The sequence below is a fragment of the Micrococcus sp. 093350064-1 genome, assembly GCF_053627955.1.
This window is the reverse complement of the sequence record NZ_JBSEYU010000007.1, coordinates 1-17201: the sequence shown is the minus strand read 5'-3', so window position 1 is coordinate 17201 and position 17201 is coordinate 1. Positions and strand designations below refer to the sequence as shown.

At 73.4% G+C, this 17201-nt stretch carries 14 protein-coding genes, 1 tRNA gene and 2 pseudogenes; 12 read left to right on the top strand and 5 right to left on the bottom strand.

What is annotated here, in order from left to right; genetic code table 11:
* Positions 1 to 16: 16 nt before the first annotated feature.
* Positions 17 to 1556, bottom strand: a pseudogene (locus tag ACUW6W_RS08795) (sodium:solute symporter family transporter).
* A 352-nt stretch (positions 1557 to 1908) separates the two neighbouring features.
* Between ACUW6W_RS08795 and ACUW6W_RS08790 the strand changes: the two are divergent.
* The 4 genes from ACUW6W_RS08790 (at position 1909) to ACUW6W_RS08775 (ending at position 4891) form a co-directional block, all read left to right on the top strand.
* A complete protein-coding gene (locus ACUW6W_RS08790; protein ID WP_060974163.1) occupies positions 1909 to 2319 on the top strand; it encodes a VanZ family protein in 411 nt (136 codons plus the stop codon).
* 34 nt (positions 2320 to 2353) lie between these two features.
* A tRNA-Ala gene (locus tag ACUW6W_RS08785) sits at positions 2354 to 2426 on the top strand.
* Between the two features lie 246 nt (positions 2427 to 2672).
* Positions 2673 to 3800, top strand: a complete 1128-nt coding sequence (locus ACUW6W_RS08780; RefSeq protein ID WP_060974164.1) for a glycosyltransferase — start codon at positions 2673 to 2675, stop codon at positions 3798 to 3800.
* Positions 3800 to 4891: a glycosyl transferase gene (locus ACUW6W_RS08775; RefSeq protein WP_060974165.1), complete on the top strand. Its 1092-nt coding sequence runs from the start codon at positions 3800 to 3802 to the stop codon at positions 4889 to 4891. Before ACUW6W_RS08780 ends, ACUW6W_RS08775 begins: the two co-directional genes overlap by 1 nt.
* A gap of 28 nt (positions 4892 to 4919) precedes the next feature.
* Here the strand turns inward: ACUW6W_RS08775 and ACUW6W_RS08770 are convergent, their stop codons facing one another.
* Positions 4920 to 6914, bottom strand: a complete 1995-nt coding sequence (locus ACUW6W_RS08770; RefSeq protein WP_060974166.1) for a glycosyltransferase — start codon at positions 6912 to 6914, stop codon at positions 4920 to 4922.
* A gap of 165 nt (positions 6915 to 7079) precedes the next feature.
* On the opposite strand from ACUW6W_RS08770, the gene ACUW6W_RS08765 reads away from it, so the two are divergent.
* The 4 genes from ACUW6W_RS08765 (at position 7080) to ACUW6W_RS08750 (ending at position 11999) form a co-directional block, all read left to right on the top strand.
* Positions 7080 to 8192 (top strand): glycosyltransferase family protein, encoded by a 1113-nt coding sequence (locus ACUW6W_RS08765; RefSeq protein WP_060974167.1) that lies wholly within the window; start codon positions 7080 to 7082, stop codon positions 8190 to 8192.
* Entirely contained in the window at positions 8189 to 9568 is a 1380-nt protein-coding gene (locus tag ACUW6W_RS08760) for a glycosyltransferase (protein ID WP_230956251.1), read from the top strand. Before ACUW6W_RS08765 ends, ACUW6W_RS08760 begins: the two co-directional genes overlap by 4 nt.
* Positions 9569 to 9751: 183 nt before the next feature.
* Positions 9752 to 10705 (top strand): WcbI family polysaccharide biosynthesis putative acetyltransferase, encoded by a 954-nt coding sequence (locus tag ACUW6W_RS08755; RefSeq protein ID WP_060973586.1) that lies wholly within the window; start codon positions 9752 to 9754, stop codon positions 10703 to 10705.
* A 112-nt stretch (positions 10706 to 10817) separates the two neighbouring features.
* Positions 10818 to 11999, top strand: coding sequence for an NAD(P)/FAD-dependent oxidoreductase (locus ACUW6W_RS08750; protein ID WP_396830472.1), 1182 nt, complete (start codon positions 10818 to 10820; stop codon positions 11997 to 11999).
* 170 nt (positions 12000 to 12169) lie between these two features.
* Here ACUW6W_RS08750 and ACUW6W_RS08745 read toward each other — a convergent pair whose 3' ends face one another.
* The gene (locus ACUW6W_RS08745; protein WP_148408524.1) at positions 12170 to 12931 is read right to left on the bottom strand and encodes an OBAP family protein; all 762 of its coding nucleotides are present in this window, start codon (positions 12929 to 12931) and stop codon (positions 12170 to 12172) included.
* Between the two features lie 336 nt (positions 12932 to 13267).
* Here ACUW6W_RS08745 and ACUW6W_RS08740 point away from each other — a divergent pair, with 336 nt between their 5' ends.
* A complete protein-coding gene (locus ACUW6W_RS08740; protein WP_148408525.1) occupies positions 13268 to 13543 on the top strand; it encodes a DUF1540 domain-containing protein in 276 nt (91 codons plus the stop codon).
* A 9-nt stretch (positions 13544 to 13552) separates the two neighbouring features.
* On the opposite strand, the gene ACUW6W_RS08735 is transcribed toward ACUW6W_RS08740, so the two are convergent.
* Positions 13553 to 14380, bottom strand: a complete 828-nt coding sequence (locus ACUW6W_RS08735) for a hypothetical protein (RefSeq protein WP_454180128.1) — start codon at positions 14378 to 14380, stop codon at positions 13553 to 13555.
* Positions 14381 to 14540: 160 nt separating this feature from the next.
* Between ACUW6W_RS08735 and ACUW6W_RS08730 the strand changes: the two genes are divergently transcribed.
* Complete coding sequence (locus ACUW6W_RS08730) at positions 14541 to 15398, top strand: transporter substrate-binding domain-containing protein (protein ID WP_063188582.1); 858 nt, start codon at positions 14541 to 14543, stop codon at positions 15396 to 15398.
* Positions 15399 to 15488: 90 nt separating this feature from the next.
* Here the strand turns inward: ACUW6W_RS08730 and ACUW6W_RS08725 are convergent, their stop codons facing one another.
* The gene (locus ACUW6W_RS08725; RefSeq protein WP_223247472.1) at positions 15489 to 15716 is read right to left on the bottom strand and encodes a helix-turn-helix domain-containing protein; all 228 of its coding nucleotides are present in this window, start codon (positions 15714 to 15716) and stop codon (positions 15489 to 15491) included.
* Between the two features lie 259 nt (positions 15717 to 15975).
* Between ACUW6W_RS08725 and ACUW6W_RS08720 the strand changes: the two genes are divergently transcribed.
* Together ACUW6W_RS08720 and ACUW6W_RS08715 are read left to right on the top strand one after the other, a co-directional pair.
* Positions 15976 to 16191 carry a type I restriction-modification system subunit M N-terminal domain-containing protein gene (locus tag ACUW6W_RS08720; RefSeq protein ID WP_069942031.1) on the top strand — a complete coding sequence of 72 codons (216 nt, stop codon included), beginning with the start codon at positions 15976 to 15978 and terminating at the stop codon, positions 16189 to 16191.
* 338 nt (positions 16192 to 16529) lie between these two features.
* Positions 16530 to 17201, top strand: a pseudogene (locus ACUW6W_RS08715) (transposase); the annotation flags it as partial.

Here is a 17201-nt window from a genome sequence, read left to right as displayed (position 1 = left end):
GTCGGTGGACGGGGGATCAGGACACGGGGGCCGAGGCGCGCTCGACCTGCGGCAGGTCCTCGGTCGCGGGGTCGAAGTCGCCGGTCACGCGCGCGATCCGGTCGAAGTCGAAGTCCTGCCCGGAGCGGACGGACAGCCCCCAGCACACGAGGAAGGACACGGCGTAGGCCACGAGCGAGCCCGTGAGGGTGGCGTAGTCCCGCAGGAAGCCGTAGCCGAGGAACAGCATCACGACCGAGGCGATCGCGCCGACCACGACCGCCGGACGCAGGCCGAAGAAGCCGAAGCACATGATGCCCAGCACGACGCCCACGCCGAGGATCGCGAGGGTCTCCACCACGAACGCCCAGGCTCCCTCGATCGGGATCCACTCGAAGCGCACGGGCAGGAACACGGCCAGCGCGGCGAGCACGGACACCGTGAACGCGACGTTGGTGATCCTGCCCCAGTAGAAGGACGCGATCACGGGGAACACGAGGCAGCCCCACAGGGCGCCCACGAAGACCAGCAGGTCGAGGATGTCGAACTTGGCGGTGGCGAAGTACAGGGCCGCCGCCGTCGCCACGATCATGGTGATGCGGCCGATCAGCAGCATGGTCTTCGGGTCGGCGTTCTTGCGGCCGACCGACTGGCCGTAGACGTCCGTCATCACGATCGACGAGAGGGCGGACAGGTCCGAGTCGGCGGTGGAGGACAGCGAGCCGATGATCATCAGGAACGCCAGGGCCACGAGCGCCAGCGGCAGGTGGTCGGCGACCATCTGCGGCAGGAGGTTGTTGACGTCGCCGTCGAGCGGCTCGACGCCCAGGTAGAGCGCCATGACGCCGAGCATGCCGACGCCGATCACGGTGCCGCCGTAGCCGAGGGTGGCCGTGATGAAGGTGGGCTTGATGAGGTCCTCACGCACGGCGAAGAGGCGCTGGGCGATGGTCTGGTTGCCGATCGCGTAGGCCAGCACGGCGGCGATGTACGGCGCCCCCTGGTTCATGAACGCCTCGGAGGAGAAGAAGCTCTGCTGCTGGGCCGTGACGTGGCCGGCCTCGACGCCGGCCTGGAACATGCCCGGGCCGCCCGCGGCGAAGAACACGGCGGGGATGATGATGACGGTCGCGCCGAGCATGGCCATCACCTGGGCGAAGTCGGTGAGCACGGAGGCGCGGAAGCCGGACCACAGGGTGTACAGCAGCACGCCCGCGGCCACGATCAGGATGCCCGCGCCGAAGGACAGCGGGGACAGCAGGGAGATCAGGGCGCCGCCGGCGATGAAGTTGGAGGTCAGGGAGATGACGGAGCCGAGCACGGGAGACGCCGTACGTGTAGCCGGCGGTCACGGAGGCGTACATGGAGGCGGCCCAGATCCAGGTGGCCGTCATGGAGGCGGCGGACACGCCGAAGCCGATCCGGTTGCCCGCCGTCATGTAGGCGTCGGCGTTCTCCTTCTTCTTGGAGATGGCCACGGACATGATCATGGTCCCGCCGTAGAACAGCGCGACGAGCAGGATCACCCCGATCACGCCGAGCTGGGTCAGGGATGCTGCGTCCTGGGAGGGCGGCATCGGACTTCCTTTCGCACGAGTGACTGTGGACGTCCCGATCCCCCGGCGCGGTCCGGTCAGGGCACGGCTCCGCAGGGCGGAAGGTGGCGTACCGATCACGTCGCGGCCAGGGGGCCGGGGAGGTGGAGGGCATCCCGCCGGGTCCCGAGTCCACGAACGGCGAGCTCTCTGCTCAAGCCATCGCGGTCCCTCGGCCCTGGGCGGCGCTGTCAACACCGGCATCCTGGCGGAACGAGCCCACCCGGATGGGGTGATCATCACATGATCGGCGCAGAAATGGCAAAAACATAGCTCCTTTTCAGCAGGGCGGGGACCATGAGTGCCCGGCGCAGAAGCCGGACAGAATGGGCGGATGACCGTTCCTTCCGGCTCCCCGGCCGCTCCCTCCGCCCCCGCTTCCCCACGACGGCGCCGCGCCCTGGCGGCGGCGCTGGCCGTCGCCGTCGCGGTGCAGCTGGTGGTGCTGTACCTGCCGGGCGAGCAGGTGCCGGAGGCCGGGTTCACCGTGCCCGGACTGGACAAGGCGATCCACGTGGCCGTGTTCGCGCTGCCCGCGTTCCTCGCGGTGTGGCGGGGGCGGAGCGCGTGGTGGGCGCTGCCGTTCGCGGTGCACGCGCCGGTGAGCGAGCTCGTGCAGCACGCGTGGGTGCCGCTGCGGACGGGGGACCCGGTGGATGTCGTCGCGGATCTGGCGGGTGTGGTGCTCGGCGTGGTCGCCGCGGGGCGCCGCCGGATTGGAGGATCGGGGGCGTCGGGCGTATGATGGTCCGGTGCACTCCTGCGGGAGGGCATGACCTGGGGCTATAGCTCAGTTGGTAGAGCGTTTCGTTCGCAATGAAAAGGTCAGGGGTTCAATTCCCCTTAGCTCCACGGACCGTCCCGGTCCGCGATCCTCGAGGTCGCGGGCCGGGACTTTCTCGTGACGGGGGCGTGTGCGCCTGCCCTGCCCTCACCCCCGGGAGGGGGGCCGGCGCTTCCGGGGGGACCCCCCGGGTGTCTACAGTGCCGGGGTACGTCAGCGCGGACGTGATGCGGTCGTGTCACCGCAGGTCAGTCGCGCTTCTGCCGCCCCGCACGGGGCCGTTCGGCCCGGCCCGGGCCGGGAAGGGGACGCCGATGCGCATCAGCGTGCTCACCCACATGCTCCACCCCATTCGTTCGCCCTACGAGGGCGGGCTGGAGATGCACACGGCCATGACCGTGGAGCACCTCGTGCGCCGGGGCCACGACGTCACCGTCTACGCGCGGGAGGGCACCCGGGTGCCGGGCGACGTCGTCGCCGTGCTGCCCGCCGAGGGCGCCGGCCCGGGCCGCGCGGGCGCCCGCGTGCGCGAGGAGGCCGCCCGCCGGGCCTGCGCGTTGATCCTCGATGACGACTCCGACGCCGTCCTGAACAACTCCCTCTCCCCGGCGCCGCTCGAGCTGCTGCGCGCCCGCCCCGTGGTCACCGTCCTGCACACGCCGGCCACGCTGGCGGAGGTGCTGGCCGTCGTCGACGCCTCGGGCTGGACGGCCCCCGACCACCATCGGTGGGCCTCGGTGTCCGCGTCGAACGCGCTGGCCTGGCAGCACCGGCTGCCGCGGGTGGACGTGGTGCCCAACGGGATCGAGCTGCACCAGTGGGTCTCCGACGCCGTCCCCGTGCGCGGCCGCGCCGTGTGGTCGGGCCGGATCACGGCGGAGAAGGGCCTGCACGTGGCGATCGACGCCGCCCGGATCGCGGGCATGGAGCTGCACTTCGCCGGGCCGATCTCGGACGAGGAGTACCACGCCCGGGAGGTCGTGCCGCGGCTCGGTCCGGACACCGTCTACCACGGCCACCTCGACCATCACGCGCTGCCGCACATGCTGGCCACGGGCGAGGTCTTCCTGGCCACCCCGCTGTGGGCCGAGCCGTTCGGGCTCGCCGTGGTCGAGGCCATGGCGCTCGGCGTGCCGGTGGCCGCGCTGCTCAGCGGCGCGATGGGGGAGATCGTCGCCCCGCAGGCCGGCGCGCTGGCCGTGCACCACACGGCGCAGGAGCTCGCGGTCTCGATCCGTCACGCCCGCCGCAAGGACCGGGGACGCGTGCGTGCGTGGGCCTGTCGGTTCAGCGCGGAGACCATGGTGGAGGGCTACGTGGACCTGCTCGAGCAGGCCGCCGAGGACGCCCGCGACCTCGCCGCCGCCGAGGACGCATACGGGTTCGACCCGCGGAGGGTCCCGCGCCCGTCCGCCGAGGCGGCGGACCTGGAGTCCCTCTGATGGCCCCGGCCCGCAGGCGGGTCCTCTACTACGCCCACCAGCACGGGGCGGGGCACATGCGGCACGCCGCGGGCCTGGCGTCGACCGGGGCGTTCGACGTGACGGTCGTGACCGCCCACCCCCGGGCGGCCGCACTGCTGCCCACGGACGTCCCCGTCATCCCGCTGCCTTCGGACCTCGTGCCCGGCCACGAGCAGCCGGCGCGCTCGCCCCTGCACTGGTCCCCGGTGGGGCCCGAGATCCGGGCTCGCTTCGACGCCCTCCACGCGGCGGCGCAGCGGGTGGAGCCGGACGTGTGCGTGGTGGACGTGTCCGTGGAGGCGGCCCTGTTCCTGCGCCTGGCGGGCTGGCCCGTGCTGCACCGCCGCATGCACGGCGAGCGCACCGACCCCGCGCACGCCCTCGTCTATGCCGAGGCCGACGGCCTCTTCGCCCACTACGCCGCCGAGCTCGAGGTCCCCGCCTGGCGCGCCGTCCACGCGGACCGGGTCACCTACCTCGGGGTCGCGGACGTCACCGGCCGGCTCGGCACCCGCGCCACGACGACGGCGTCCGCGGGCGGCGCCCCGCGCGTCGCCGTGATCGCCGGGACAGGCGGCGGCGGGGTGCGGGCCGCGGACCTGGCCCGGGCGGCATCCGCCGTGCCGGAGGCGACGTGGGAGGTGTACGGCCCGATCGCCGGGGTGGGCGATCCGGAGGCGCCGGGCGGGCTCGCGGTGGAGGCGATGCCCGCCACCGTGACGCTGCACGGCTGGGTCCAGGCGCCGGCCCGCCGGGCCGCGGACGCCGACGTCGTGGTGGTCTCGGCCGGGCACAACGCCGTGGTGGACGCCGCCCGCTCCGGCCGCCCTGTGGTGCTCGCCCCCGAGCCGCGGCCGTTCGACGAGCAGCGCGTGTTCGTCCGCGAGATCCACCGGGCCGCGGGTGTGCCGTGGTGCGCGTGGGAGGACCCGGACGCGGACTGGGCCGGCGCGGTGCGCGGCGCCCTCGCGGACCCGGCCGCCGCCGACCGGCTCGCGGGCCTGCTGCTCGTGGCGCCGGGCGAGTACCGGCGGCGCTGGGAGGCGGCGATCGAGGGTGCCCTGGGCTGAGTCCGGCACGCCCCCGGCGCATCGCCCCTCAGTACGCGGCGTCGTCGCGGCGGGCGGCCGTCAGCTCCGCCTCCGTGGGGTGACGCAGCAGCTCGAGCCGCTCGCCCTCGGGGTCCCACGCGATCAGCCCCGCGTCCGCGAACGCGCGCAGCCACCCCTCCATGGCCCATCGGCCGTGCACCTGCCGGAAGCGGCGGGCGTTGATCAGGATGTCCTCGAGGTGGTGCAGCGGCGGGGTCATCACGCCGTGGTGCTGGTGGAACGCCTCGGCGGGGCTGAACCGCAGCGTCAGGCCGGCGCCGCGGGCGCGGAAGGCCAGGTCCGTGTCCTCGGCGCCGTAGCCGGTGAAGCCCGCGTCGAAACCGCCGATGCGGGCCAGGTCCGCGCGGCGCAGCGCCAGGATCAGCGTCCACACGAGGTGCCACTCGTCCGAGGGCCCGGCGGTCAGGTGCGCGCGCGCCCGGTGGGGCACGGAGAGGCGGCGCAGCAGGGCGTCCGCGCGGTGCGAGGTCAGGTCGGCCTCCTCGACGGCGCTGGCCCAGCCCGGCCGCAGGTAGCGGGGCCGGCCCATCACCACGGACCCGGAGTGGGCCGCGACCTCGGTGGCCAGCACGCCGACGGTCTCGGCCGCCGGGATGCAGTCCACGTCGAGGAAGACGAGGATCTCGCCGATGGCGAGCTCGGCCGCGCGGTTGCGGGCCTGCGCCAGCGGCAGGCCGGCCTCGGCGGCCACGTGCCCCACGGTGACGGGCAGGTCCGTGGCCGGGACGCGCCCGTCCGGCTGGCCCATGAACACCACGACCACCTGGTCCGGGCGGCGGTGGGAGCGTTCCAGCCCGGCGATCACGCGGGCCAGGTGTTCGTCCCGATGCCCCGTGATGACCAGCACGGACACGCTCGGCAGCGCCCCGCGCGCCCGGGCGAGGGCCTCGCGGTAGACCGCCACGTGGGCGGCGGCCACGCGACGGCGCTGCCGGGCCCGGGCGGCCGGGTCGGCGGGGGCCGTGCGCGCGCGGGCGCGCACCAGCGTCTCGAGCGCGTCGGCGAGGGAGTCAGGATCCTCCGGGTCGAACGCGGCGAGCGAGTCGGGGGTCAACCAGGCGCCGGACTGGTCCGCGATGTGCCCGATGTCCGCGACGGCCACCGGCACCCCCAGGTCACGGCACATCTCCACCCAGCCCGAGTGGGTGCCGATGCGGTACGGCAGCACGGACACGTCCACGTCGCGCAGCAGCGCGTGCAGGGCGGGGTCGTCGAGCCGGTCGTGCTGCCACAGCTCGAAGCCGTGGTGGGCGCAGCCTGCGCGCAGCGCGGCCAGGGCGTCCTCGTCCTGCACGGTGTCCTGGACCTCCACGGTCACCCGCGCGTCGACACCGCGCTCGGCCAGCGTCCCGACGGCGGCGGCGAGCACCGGCAGCAGCGCCACCGGGGCCACCTGGGCCCGCAGGTCCTTGGCGTGCACCAGCAGGCGGGCGGGGACGGGCGCGCCGTCGCCGTCGTCGGACGCGTCGGGGGGCAGCAGGCCGGGGGCGTCGTCGTCGCCCTGCGCCACGAGGTCCTCGAGCGGGACGATGTGCGGGTGGGGGACCACGAGGGCGCGCACGCCGTAGTCGCGGGCGAGGGTCGCCGCGGCGCCGGGGGTGAGCGTGAGCACGGCGTCCGCGCGGCCCAGCAGCACGGCCAGGCGGTCTCGGTGGGGGCCCTGGTCCGTCAGGTGCGGGTTCTCGAGGTCGTGCACGGTCACGACGACGGCGCCCCCGTGCGCGTGCTGCGCGTCCAGGGCGGCGGCCAGCTGGGCGGGGCTGAAGTGCTCGAAGCCGAAGTGCACGTGCAGCACGTCCGGGCGGTGCTCGGCCAGCCACTCCGCGTGCAGGGCCCGGGGCGGCCACCACTGGTGCGCGGGCGCGCCCGGCACCGGCGGGTCCGGCAGGAACTCCACGTCCGGCGCGGCGCCCGGGTCGAGGGGGCGGATCGCGCGGGTGTACGGGTGCTGCGCGGGCACGTGCTGGACGGTGATGCTCACGGGGGAGGGCCTCCTGACCTGGGGGATGCGATGCCGCGCGGGCGGCGTGTCCCCGTCCCGGGTCGGGGGTCGCGGAATCTAGTCTGTCAGGGCAGGATCGGAGAATCGGAGCAGCGGCATCCTGTCCGTTCCGGCGCGCCGCCGCGTCGAGGAGCGCCGCCGCAGGTGAAGGGGATCGTGGACGTGGACTCGCAGCCGCAGGGGCGTGTGCTGTACGTGACCGTGGGCGCGCCGGAGCACGGCGTGGTGCGCCATGGCCGGCAGACCGCCGCCGCCCTCCGTCGGGTGGGCGCCGAGGTGGAGCTGCTCACGGCGGAGGACGTCGCGGCGTTCCGGGGCCTCGTGCCCGTGCTGGAGGAGGCGCGCGCGCTGGGCGCCGCCGTGCACCTGGACGTCACGGACGCGCTGTTCGGCCCCACCGCGACCGCCGCCGCGGACCTGCTCGTCGACGTCCTGCCCGAGGGCACCACGCTCACCCTGCACGACATCCCGCAGCCCGCCGAGGGCGACGGCCGCTACCGCCGCCGCGGCGAGGCATACGCGCGGCTCGCCCAGGCGGTGGACGGCGTCGTGGTCTCCTCGCAGCACGAGCGGGCGCTGCTGGCGGACCTGGTGGACGTGGCCGCGGACGTGGTCCCGCTGCCCGTGGAGGACCGCCGGGCCGCGGCCGCCCGCGCCGAGCCGGTGGTGCCGGAGAGCATGGCCGGCCTCGACCGGGACCTCGTGCTCTTCGGCTTCGTCTACCCGGGCAAGGGGCACGCCCTCGCCCTGGAGGCCCTCACCGAGCTGCACCGCCAGTGGGGCCCGGACTCCGGGGCGCCGCGCCGGCTGACGGCGCTCGGACCCGTCAGCGCCGGGCATGACGACCTCGTGGCGGAGCTGACCCGCGACGCCGAGGCGCGCGGCCTGGAGTTCCGCGTCACCGGGTTCGTGCCGGACGAGTTCGCGGACGCGGCCCTGCTCTCGGCGGGCATCCCGTTCGCGGCGCACCGCAACGTGTCCGCGTCCGGGTCCCTGGCGGCGTGGACCTCGGTGGGGCGGCGGGCCATCGCCTCCGCCGGCCGCTACACGGAGGAGATGGCGCGCCTGCGACCGGGCACCCTGCGGCTCGTGCACCCGAACGGGTCGCCGGCCTTCGCGATGGCCGAGGCGATCGCCGAGGCGGTCGAGGCCCCCGAGCGCACGTGGCTGGGCCCCGGCGTGGACCTCTCGCCCGGGGCCGAGGACTGCGCGCGGATGCTCTTCGACGTGCTCCGCCGCGTGCACAGGTGGACGTGAGCGCCGCCGTCTCCGTGGTGGTGCCCTACTACCGGGCCCAGGCGGACCTCGACCGGCTCACGGCCGCGCTCGCGGCCCAGCGCGGCCTGACCGGCGGGCTGCAGCTCGTGGTGGCCGACGACGGCTCGCCCGTCCCGCCCCGGGTGGACCCGGGCCTGCCGTTCGACGTGGTGACCGTGCGCCAGCCGGACCGCGGGTTCCGCGCCTCGGCGGCCCGGGCGCTCGGGGCGGAGGCGGCCGACGGCGACGTGCTCGCCTTCCTCGACGGGGACATGCTCCCCGAGCCCGGGTACCTCGCCGCGGCCCTGGCGGCGGTGGCCGAGGCGCCCCGGGACGCCGCGGTGGTGGGCCGGCGGCGGCACCTGGCCGAGGCCTGGCTGGAACGGGCCTGGGCGCACGGATGGCGGCCCGGGCACGAGGTGCCCGCGGACGCCCGCCTGGCCGAGCCGGCCTGGCTGCGCGAGGGGTACCGCGCCACGGACGACCTGCGCCGCGCCGACTCCACCGGCTACCGGTACGTCATCTCGGCCGTGCTCACGGTGGCGCGCGAGGTCTACGAGGACGCGGGCGGCTTCGACCCCGCCTTCGTGGGCTACGGCGGGGAGGACTGGGAGCTGGCGCACCGGCTGTGGCGCGTGGGGGCGGCCCTGCGCCACGCGCCGGACGCCGTGGCGTGGCAGGCCGGCGCCGACTTCGGCGGGCGCGGCGACGCCGCCGAGGCCGCCCGGGTGAAGGCCCGCGAGGCGCTCGTGCTGGCCTCCCGCATCCCCGCGACGACGGCCCGCGGTCACGGCCTCTCCCTGGCCGGCCCGCTGCGGGTCGAGGCGCGCGTGCGTGTGCCGGAGGGCACAGACGGCGCGGCGGCGGCCGTGGTGGCGGTGGACGCCGTGCTGCGCGCGGCACCGGGGGCGCGGGTCGGCGTCGTGGGCGGCCTCGACGAGGCGGCGGCGCGGGCGCTCGGCGACCCCCGCGTGCGGCTGCTGGGCGAGCCCGACGGCGGCGCGGCGGCGGGCGAGGACCTGCCGCCGACGCCGGCGCGCGGCGACCTCGACGCCGTGCGGTCGGTGCCCGACTGGTCCGTGGACGTGCACGTGCCGCTGCGGCCCGCCGCGGCCGGAGCCCGGCCTGACGCGGACGCCGTCGCCGCGTGGCTGCTGCGCCTGGAACGGGCCGGCGTCGAGCGCGTGGAGGTGCTGGGTGAGCCGGCCGAGCCGGGCGAGCGGGCCGTGCTCGCCGTGCTGACGTGTGCGCGGGCGCGGTGGCGGCACCGGCGGGGCGGGACGGCGCGGGTGTGGCGGGTGCCCGCCTCCCGGCTGGGCTGGGCGCCCGTGGCCGCCGTGCCGGACCTCGAGGCGTGGTGGGGCGGCTGGGGCTGAGCGGGCCGGTGCCCGCGGGGCGGGGCTGGCACAATCGCGGACAGGACGGAACACGGGAGGACCGATGAGCGAGCTGGACGAGCTGGACTTCGCGGCGCTCTCCGCGTTCCTGGCCTGGTGGTTCGGGAAGACGGGCGTCGACTGGATCCGGCGCGAGGACGGCTGAGGAGAGAGGACGCAGGCGTGCACGAGGACGAGGGACGACGCCGGCACTACGGGCACTTCTACGGGCTCGAGGACCTGCCCGAGGACGACCTGCTGCTGGTGTGGGGCAACTGCCAGGGCGAGTCGTATCGGCGGCTGCTCGGCGGGGAGCCCGGCACACCGCTGCACGGGGCGGACCTGGTGAGCGTGCGCGTGCCGCCCGCCTTCGAGGCCCAGCCGGACGAGGTCGCGCACCTGGAGCGGCTGCTGCCGCGCGTGAAGGCGCTCGTCACCCAGCCGATCCCGCACGACTACCGGGGCATGCCCATCGGCACGGACCAGCTCGTGGCCCGGCTGCCCGAGGACGCCGCCGTGGTGCGGATCCCCGTGGTGTACGACGTCTCGCGCTTCCCCTGGCAGGTCACCCTCCGCAACTGGAAGTTCGCGCCCGGGGCGGCCGAGCGGCCGGGGGAGGACCCGCCCGTCGTGCCGTACCACGACCTGCACGTGCTGGCCGAGGCGGCGACGGGCCGTCGTCGGGAGGTGGCGCCGGCGGCGATCCGCGAGGCCGCGGCCGCGTCCGTGCAGGCGCTGCGGGCGAGGGAGGAGGCGAAGGGGACGCTGTCCATGGCGGATCTGGTGGCGGCGGAGCGGGGCGTCGGCTTCTACACCGTGAACCACCCGACCAACACACTGCTGACCCGCGTGGCCGAGCGCGTGGCCGAGCGCCTGCCGGGCGATGTCGCCGTCCAGCCCGTGCCCGCCTCCCGCGTGCTCCTCGGCGGGGTGCGCGCGCCCCTCGAGGCGGCCGTGGTGGAGGCCCTCGACCTCGACGCCGAGCCGACCGAGGACTGGACCGTGGCCGGACAGACCGTTCCGGCCGAGCAGCTGCGACAGACCCACCTGGACTGGTACGCGCAGAACCCGCAGGCCGTGGAGGTGGGGCTGCGCAAGTACGCCGACCAGCTGCGGCTGCTGGGCCTTACGGGCTAGCGCCGGCTCCGGCCCCCAGTGGAGGATGGGCGGCACGTCCCGTCTGCCGCGGAGCACGTCTGCGGGGGCGGACGTACCGTTCCTTTGACCCCGTCACCCCACGGAGGACCACGTGACAGAGCAGTACGACATCCTGATCGTCGGTGGCGGCAACGCCGGCGTGTCCTTGGCCGCCGCACTGCGGCGGAAGCGGCAGGGCCGGGTCGCCATCGCCGACGGCCACCAGCTGCACCGCTACCGGCCGATGCTGAACTACGCGGCGGGCGGGCAGGCGGACATGGCCCGGTTCGAACGGCCGATGCGGGCCGTCATCCCGGACGGGGTCGAATGGATCCCGGACCACGTCGTGGCCGTGGACGCCGAGGAACGGACCGCGGTGACGAGCACCGGGCTGACCGTGGGCTTCCGCCACTTCGTGCTCTGCCCGGGGCTGACCCCGTGGTGGGGTGCGATCGACGGGCTGCGTGAGGCCTACGCCGCCGGATGGGCGGCGAGTGCGCACGTGCCCGAGCACGTGGACGCCGCCCGGGCGCTGCTGTCGCGTGTGGCCGCGGGGGACCGTGTGGTGGCGAATGTGCCGGCTGAGCCCTCCTCGTGCGGCGGCACCGTGCTCAAGGCGCTGTTCCTGGCCTGCGCGGCGTGGGAGCGCACGGGGATCCTGCCGGACGTGGACGTCCACCTGGTGACCCCGTACGGCCGGATCCTGGACCGGCAGACCATCGACCCCGCTCTGGCCGAGGCCGTGGCGAGGTACGGCATCCATGTGCACGCCGGCGCAGAGGTGAACGCCGTGGACCACGAGGCCCGCGAGGTGGTGCTCAACACCGGTGAGCGGATCACCGACGTCGCGGCCGCGTACATCACGCCCGTGGTGCGGGCCCCGGAGTTCATCGCCGAGGCAGGCCTGGCGGACGACGGCGAGGCCGGCCTGGCGGCCGTGGATCCCGCGACCCTGCGGCATCCCGTGCACCCGCACGTGTGGGCGCTGGGCGACGCCGCCGCCCTGGGCACACGGCCCTCCGGCGGAGCCCTGCGCCGGCAGGTCAAGATCCTGACCCAGAACATCCAGGCTGCGGACGCGGGGAAGCCGCTCCAGAAGTACGACGGCTACACCGTGATCCCCGTGATGGTCAGCCGGGACGAGCTGGTCCTGGACGAGCACGTCCGCGACGGCTCCGAGGACCGGTCGATCCCCGGCGTGGACCTGACGAAGCCGCGGAAGAGCACGGCGGCCTTCGACCGCTTCGGCCAGCCCCGGATCTACTGGCACCGACTGCTCAAGGGCAAGGTCTGAGCCCAGCGTTCTCGCTGCCGCGACACGTGCGGCGGACGTACTGTCCCTCGCGGGGCGCCCCCGCCCGATCCGGATGACGGCGCCGGCCCGCCGAGCGTTTTCGTTCGGGAAACGGCGGCGTGTCGCACCGCTGTCGTTCGGGAAACGGCGCCCTGCCGACGACGCCGGCCTCAGTCGTCGCGGCCCCGCACCGGGCGCTCCTCGAGCGTGGTCTGCACGACCCGCCCGCGCTCCCAGCTGTTCGCGCCCGGCACCACGTCCGGGACCGGGATGTCCGCGCGGTGGCGCCGCTTGGCCGCGGTGTCCACGCCCACGCGCTCGTCCCGGGCGCGCAGGAGGGCCTCGTCCACCTGGCCGTCGCCGGTGAGGCCCATCATCAGCTGGGGGATGCCGTACGGGAAGTCGTCCCGGTCGTACTGCCAGGTGTGGAACGTCTTCCCGTAGGTGTGGATGAGGTCTTCGAAGTAACTGTGCTCGGCCAGCTCGGGCACCCCGGGGGCCGTGAGGGCGCCGGAGCTCACCTCGTAGTGGTGGCTGTGCCACAGGCGCCGCTCCTCGTCGGGGAGGCTGCGGAACCGCTCCTCGCTGATGATGTACTCGATGCCGATCAGCCGTGCGTCCGGCGCGTTGCGGTCGAAGATCACGCACTGGTGCAGGTCGTGGCGCAGGTGGATGCAGAAGTGGCTGGCTTCGACCTGTCGGCCGAGGTCGTCGGCGTAGAAGTGCAGTCCGTTGAGATAGGTGCTCATCGCGCCCATGGGGTACTTCGGCTGGACCAGGCCAGATGCCGCGTCCAGGAGGCGGTGCTTGAGCGGGTGGCCCTTCCCCACGGCGCCCATGAGGGCGATCTTGCGGGCTGCGGTGACAGCGGCCGCGGTGCCCAGTCCGGCGGCGAACCCGAGGGCGGTGGAGGACAGGCGATGGGTGCTCATGGCCCCACGCTAGGGGCGCGGGGCGGACTCGGCCAGGGTGGTGGGGCTGCCGGGGCTGCCGGGGCTGCTCAGGAGGCGGGGACGGCGGATCGTCTGCGCATCTGACCCTTCTGAGTGGGCGCGTGGTCGCCAGAAGGGCCAGAGATGCAGAAGATTCCGGGCGGCCGGCGGGCACGACGTCGGTCCATACGACACGCGACAATGCGCAAAATGCATTTGCGCTAATTGCCTATCGACTAAGGCTCACCCCTCTTGTGCTATTCGTGGGCCGGAGTAATCTCGATTCCAGCAGCACCGTCCCAGCCCGGGGCGGGCCCGAACCGGGAGGATCACGCCATGACCACCGCCGTCCGCACCTGCGCCGCCAGCGCCTGCGCCTTCAATGCCGAGTCGTCCTGCAACGCCCTGGCCATCACCGTCGCCGGCTCCGACCGAACGCCCGGCTGCGGCACCTTCGTCCAGCTGGACGTCCGCCGCCCGGTGACCGAGGGCGCCTCGACCGTCGGTGCGTGCCACCGCCTCGAGTGCACCTACAACGTCGACCTCGCCTGCACCGCCGAGGGCATCGAGGTCACGGACGTGGCCACCTGCGCCACCTACACGATCGACTGACGACGCCCCTCAGGGGTGGGCGACCCGCGCCGGGATCGCGTCCAGCAGTCGCCGCCAGGCGTGCCGGGGGCTGTGGTCGAGTCGGCCCGCACCGGGCAGGGCCACGTGCACCGCGGTGGTCTCGCCGTCGCGGACGCGCAGCAGGGTCACCCCGGCTTCGTCCGCGTCGAGGGCGTAGGCGGGGGACTCGGGCAGGGGTTCGGTGTCGACCTGCAACGGGGTGCTCTCGCCCGGCAGCAGGCCCAGGGCGACGGCGTCGGCCAGGTCCGCGAGCACCTCGGGGGCGGTGCCCAGCACGTCGTCCGCCAGGTCTGCGAGCTCGGTCTGGTCGATGAGCCCGCGCGACGTGAGCGGCAGGGTGTGGCGGCAGAACACGGCGACGCCGTCGACGTCGTGCAGCAGGATCCGCTGGGTCTCGACGACGCCCACGCGCACCCGCGGGCCGACGTCGGCCACGAGGTCCGCGACGCGACCGCGCAGCCCCAGCTCCGCGACCTCGGCCGAGTCCCGGCACCAGCGCAGGGTGCCGAGCAGATGCACGGACGCCAGGCGGGTGGGGAGCGTGAGGTCCAGGGCGTCGCGCAGGACGTCCACGCGCACGTCCAGCGGCGCGGGCGTGTGGAACGCGCCGAGCGAACCGAGGAGGTTGGGGACGTGGGCGACCACGAGGCGGCCGTCCGCGCTCACGCCGTGGACGGCCGTCGTGAGCGTCTCGCCGGCGCGGAAGGCCGTGACCTCGACGGAGCCCTCGCCGCGGAGCAGCCGCTGGGCCAGCAGCAGACGACGGGACGCCACGGGCGGCAGCGGATGGGCGGGGTGCGTGGAGGCGTGGGCCATGGGGGTCCTTCCGGCGGGGGTCCGAGAACCAGTAAGGCACACCTCAGTGAGATACGCAAGGCGAGTGTTGTGTATTTGTCGCACACGGGGCGATGGGGGCGAGTGGTGCCGGGCTACGGTGACGGGACTCACATGCCGTCGTCGAGGGAGACAGCCGATCATGACCTTCCGCCCTACCCACTACCGACTCACGACGGCGGCCTTCGGCGTCGCCCTGGCGCTCGCCCTCACCTCCTGCGGCACGGCGCAGGATGCGGGCGGCTCATCGGAACCTGCCACCGCCACCGTCGTCGACTCCGCACTCACACGCATCAAGGAGGCCGGCACGTTGCGCGTCTGCTCCACCGGTGACTATCCGCCCTTCACCGAGCAGACCGAGAGCGGCGACTGGAAGGGCATCGACGTGGACATGGCCCGCGATCTCGCCGAGACCATGGGCGTGGAGCCGGAGTTCGTGAAGACCAGCTGGAAGACGCTCATGGACGACTACACGTCGGGGGCGTGCGACGTCGCCGTCGGGGGCATCTCCCTGAACCCGGAACGCGCCGAGCAGGTGTACTTCACCGTGCCCACGCAGGAGGACGGCAAGACGCCGATCACTCGCTGCGAGGACGTCGAGAAGTACGACACCGTGGCGGAGATCAATCAGCCGGGTGTGCGGTCGATCTTCCCGGAGGGCGGCACCAACGAGAAGTTCGCGCGGGAGCACTACCCGCAGGGCGAGCTGCTGACACACGACAACCTCACGGTGTTCGACGCTCTCGCGGCCGGTGAGGCGGACGTGATGACCACGGACCGCTCCGAGGTGCTCTACATCGACCACGAGTACCCCGAGCTGTGCGCCGCGAACCCGGACGAGCCCTTCGACTACTTCCAGAAGGGGTACATGCTCCCGCAGGGCGACGAGGTGTTCAAGCACTACGTGGACCAGTGGCTGGCCATCGCGCTCAAGGACGGGACGTACGAAGGATTCGCGGAGCCGTGGGTCGGGGACGTGGAGCTGAGCCTGGAGGACTGAGCCGCAAGGGCGATCCCGTCCCCGCTGGGACGCCGCCCTTGTAGACGTCCGCGGTGGTGACGCGCTTCAGGTCTTCGAGTGCAGGAGTCGTCAGCCGGTGACCTCGAGCTCGAGGCCGAGCACCTCCATGACGGAGAGCACTGACTTCAGGGTGCTCTTGCCGGTGCCGCGCTCGATCTGGCGGACGGTCGCATCCGAGACTCCCGCCAGGTCTGCGAGCTGCTGCTGGGTCAGCAGGAGCTCTTTACGCATGGCGCGGACGCGATCGCTGATCTTCATCAGCGCCGCGGCAGAGGAGACTGCGCGTGTGGTGGCCACGGCCCCAGCGTGGCAGATGAGCAGCTGAAATCCGAAGGATTCTTCGGAATCGGTGACGTTCGACTGCTGCGGTGACGAGTCGACATGGGAAACCGAAGAAGACTTCGGATTCGAGCCTCCGGAGGTCGGTCGAAAAGGTGCCGGCCTCCTCATCCGAAGAATTCTTCGGAACCCGGCTCTCAGGCATCAGGCGTGCGACTTTTCAGTGCCAGAATGAGGCCGACTGCCACACCGCCGTGCCCCGAAAGGATCTGCCACCATGCCCTCTCGCCAGAACCTCTCGAACTTCGTGTGGGGGATCGCGGATCAGCTCCGGGGCGTGTTCAAGCCGAACCAGTACGGCACGCTCGTCCCTCCGCTCACCATCCTGCGCCGCATGGAGGCGGTCATGGCCCCGCACCGGCTCGTTCTCGCGGGATCCCTCGTAGTGATCGAACAGGCTTGGCGGGATGGTCTCGACGGCGGCGAGCACTGACTCGATATCGTCCGGGGTGGGGGTGCGAGAAATCACGAGATGACCCCCTTCGCAGGGCTGCGAGCAGTATCCCTCCAGCCGCGGGCTCTGAAGTGCGGCTGTGGCAGGTGAAGTGGCCGTTCACCCTTCCGACGCGGAAACGCGACATGAGCATTCCTGCTCGACTCTCACATGTCCTCGGCGTGTCGCTCAATGGGTGCGTTGCTGTGCACAATATGCAGTTGAGGGCCTTCTCACCCTTCCTCGACAGACTCTTGGGCTGACCCCGTTTCGTAGGTCCAGTCGTTATGAGAGTCGTCCTGTTGCCCGCGGTCGCGGGCAGGGAGACTGGTCAGATCATGACGAACAGCAGGAAGCGTCACACCCCCGAGCAGGTCGTCCGTAAGCTCGGGCAGGCCGACAGGATGCTCGCCGATGGTCAGGACGTCGCGGCGGTGTGCCGGGAGCTCGGGGTGTCCGAGCAGACGTACTACCGGTGGCGGAACCAGTACGGCGGCCTCAAGGCCGAGGACGCAAAGCGCCTGAAGGAGCTGGAGAAGCAGAACGCGACCCTGAAGCGTCTGCTCGCGGAAGCGGAGCTGGAGAAGGCCGCGCTCAAGGAGCTGGCTGAGGGAAACTTCTAAGCCCGGACAGGCGCCGCGCCGCCGTCGATCACCTCAAGCGCAAGTTGCGGGTGAGCGAACGGATGGCGTGCCGTCTGGTCGGGCTGAGCCGCTCCGCGTACCGGCGACCGCTCAAGGGCGACACGGTCGCGGACCCGGATCGGGCGCTCAGGGAGTGGCTGCGCGCCTGGGCGAAGGACCATCCCCGCTACGGGTATCGGCGGGCGTATCACGACGCCCGCGCCGAGGGGCCGGTGGTGAACCACAAGAAGATCCAACGCCTGTGGCGTGACGAAGGGCTCCGGGTCCCGCAGCGGCGTCGACGCAAGCGCGTCGGGTCCTCGACCGTCGACGCGCCGACGGCGGACGCGCCGAACGTGGTGTGGGCGGTGGACTTCCAGTTCGACG

What these genes read in the sequence shown, in the direction of transcription:
- ACUW6W_RS08775 (WP_060974165.1), top strand. Translation starts at nt 3,800, where the DNA reads ATGGCCCCGGCCCGCAGGCGGGTCCTCTACTACGCCCACCAGCACGGG.
- ACUW6W_RS08790 (WP_060974163.1), top strand. Translation starts at nt 1,909, where the DNA reads ATGACCGTTCCTTCCGGCTCCCCGGCCGCTCCCTCCGCCCCCGCTTCC.
- ACUW6W_RS08735 (WP_454180128.1), bottom strand. Translation starts at nt 14,380, where the DNA reads ATGGCCCACGCCTCCACGCACCCCGCCCATCCGCTGCCGCCCGTGGCG.
- ACUW6W_RS08780 (WP_060974164.1), top strand. Translation starts at nt 2,673, where the DNA reads ATGCGCATCAGCGTGCTCACCCACATGCTCCACCCCATTCGTTCGCCC.
- ACUW6W_RS08730 (WP_063188582.1), top strand. Translation starts at nt 14,541, where the DNA reads ATGACCTTCCGCCCTACCCACTACCGACTCACGACGGCGGCCTTCGGC.
- ACUW6W_RS08740 (WP_148408525.1), top strand. Translation starts at nt 13,268, where the DNA reads ATGACCACCGCCGTCCGCACCTGCGCCGCCAGCGCCTGCGCCTTCAAT.
- ACUW6W_RS08720 (WP_069942031.1), top strand. Translation starts at nt 15,976, where the DNA reads ATGCCCTCTCGCCAGAACCTCTCGAACTTCGTGTGGGGGATCGCGGAT.
- ACUW6W_RS08745 (WP_148408524.1), bottom strand. Translation starts at nt 12,931, where the DNA reads ATGAGCACCCATCGCCTGTCCTCCACCGCCCTCGGGTTCGCCGCCGGA.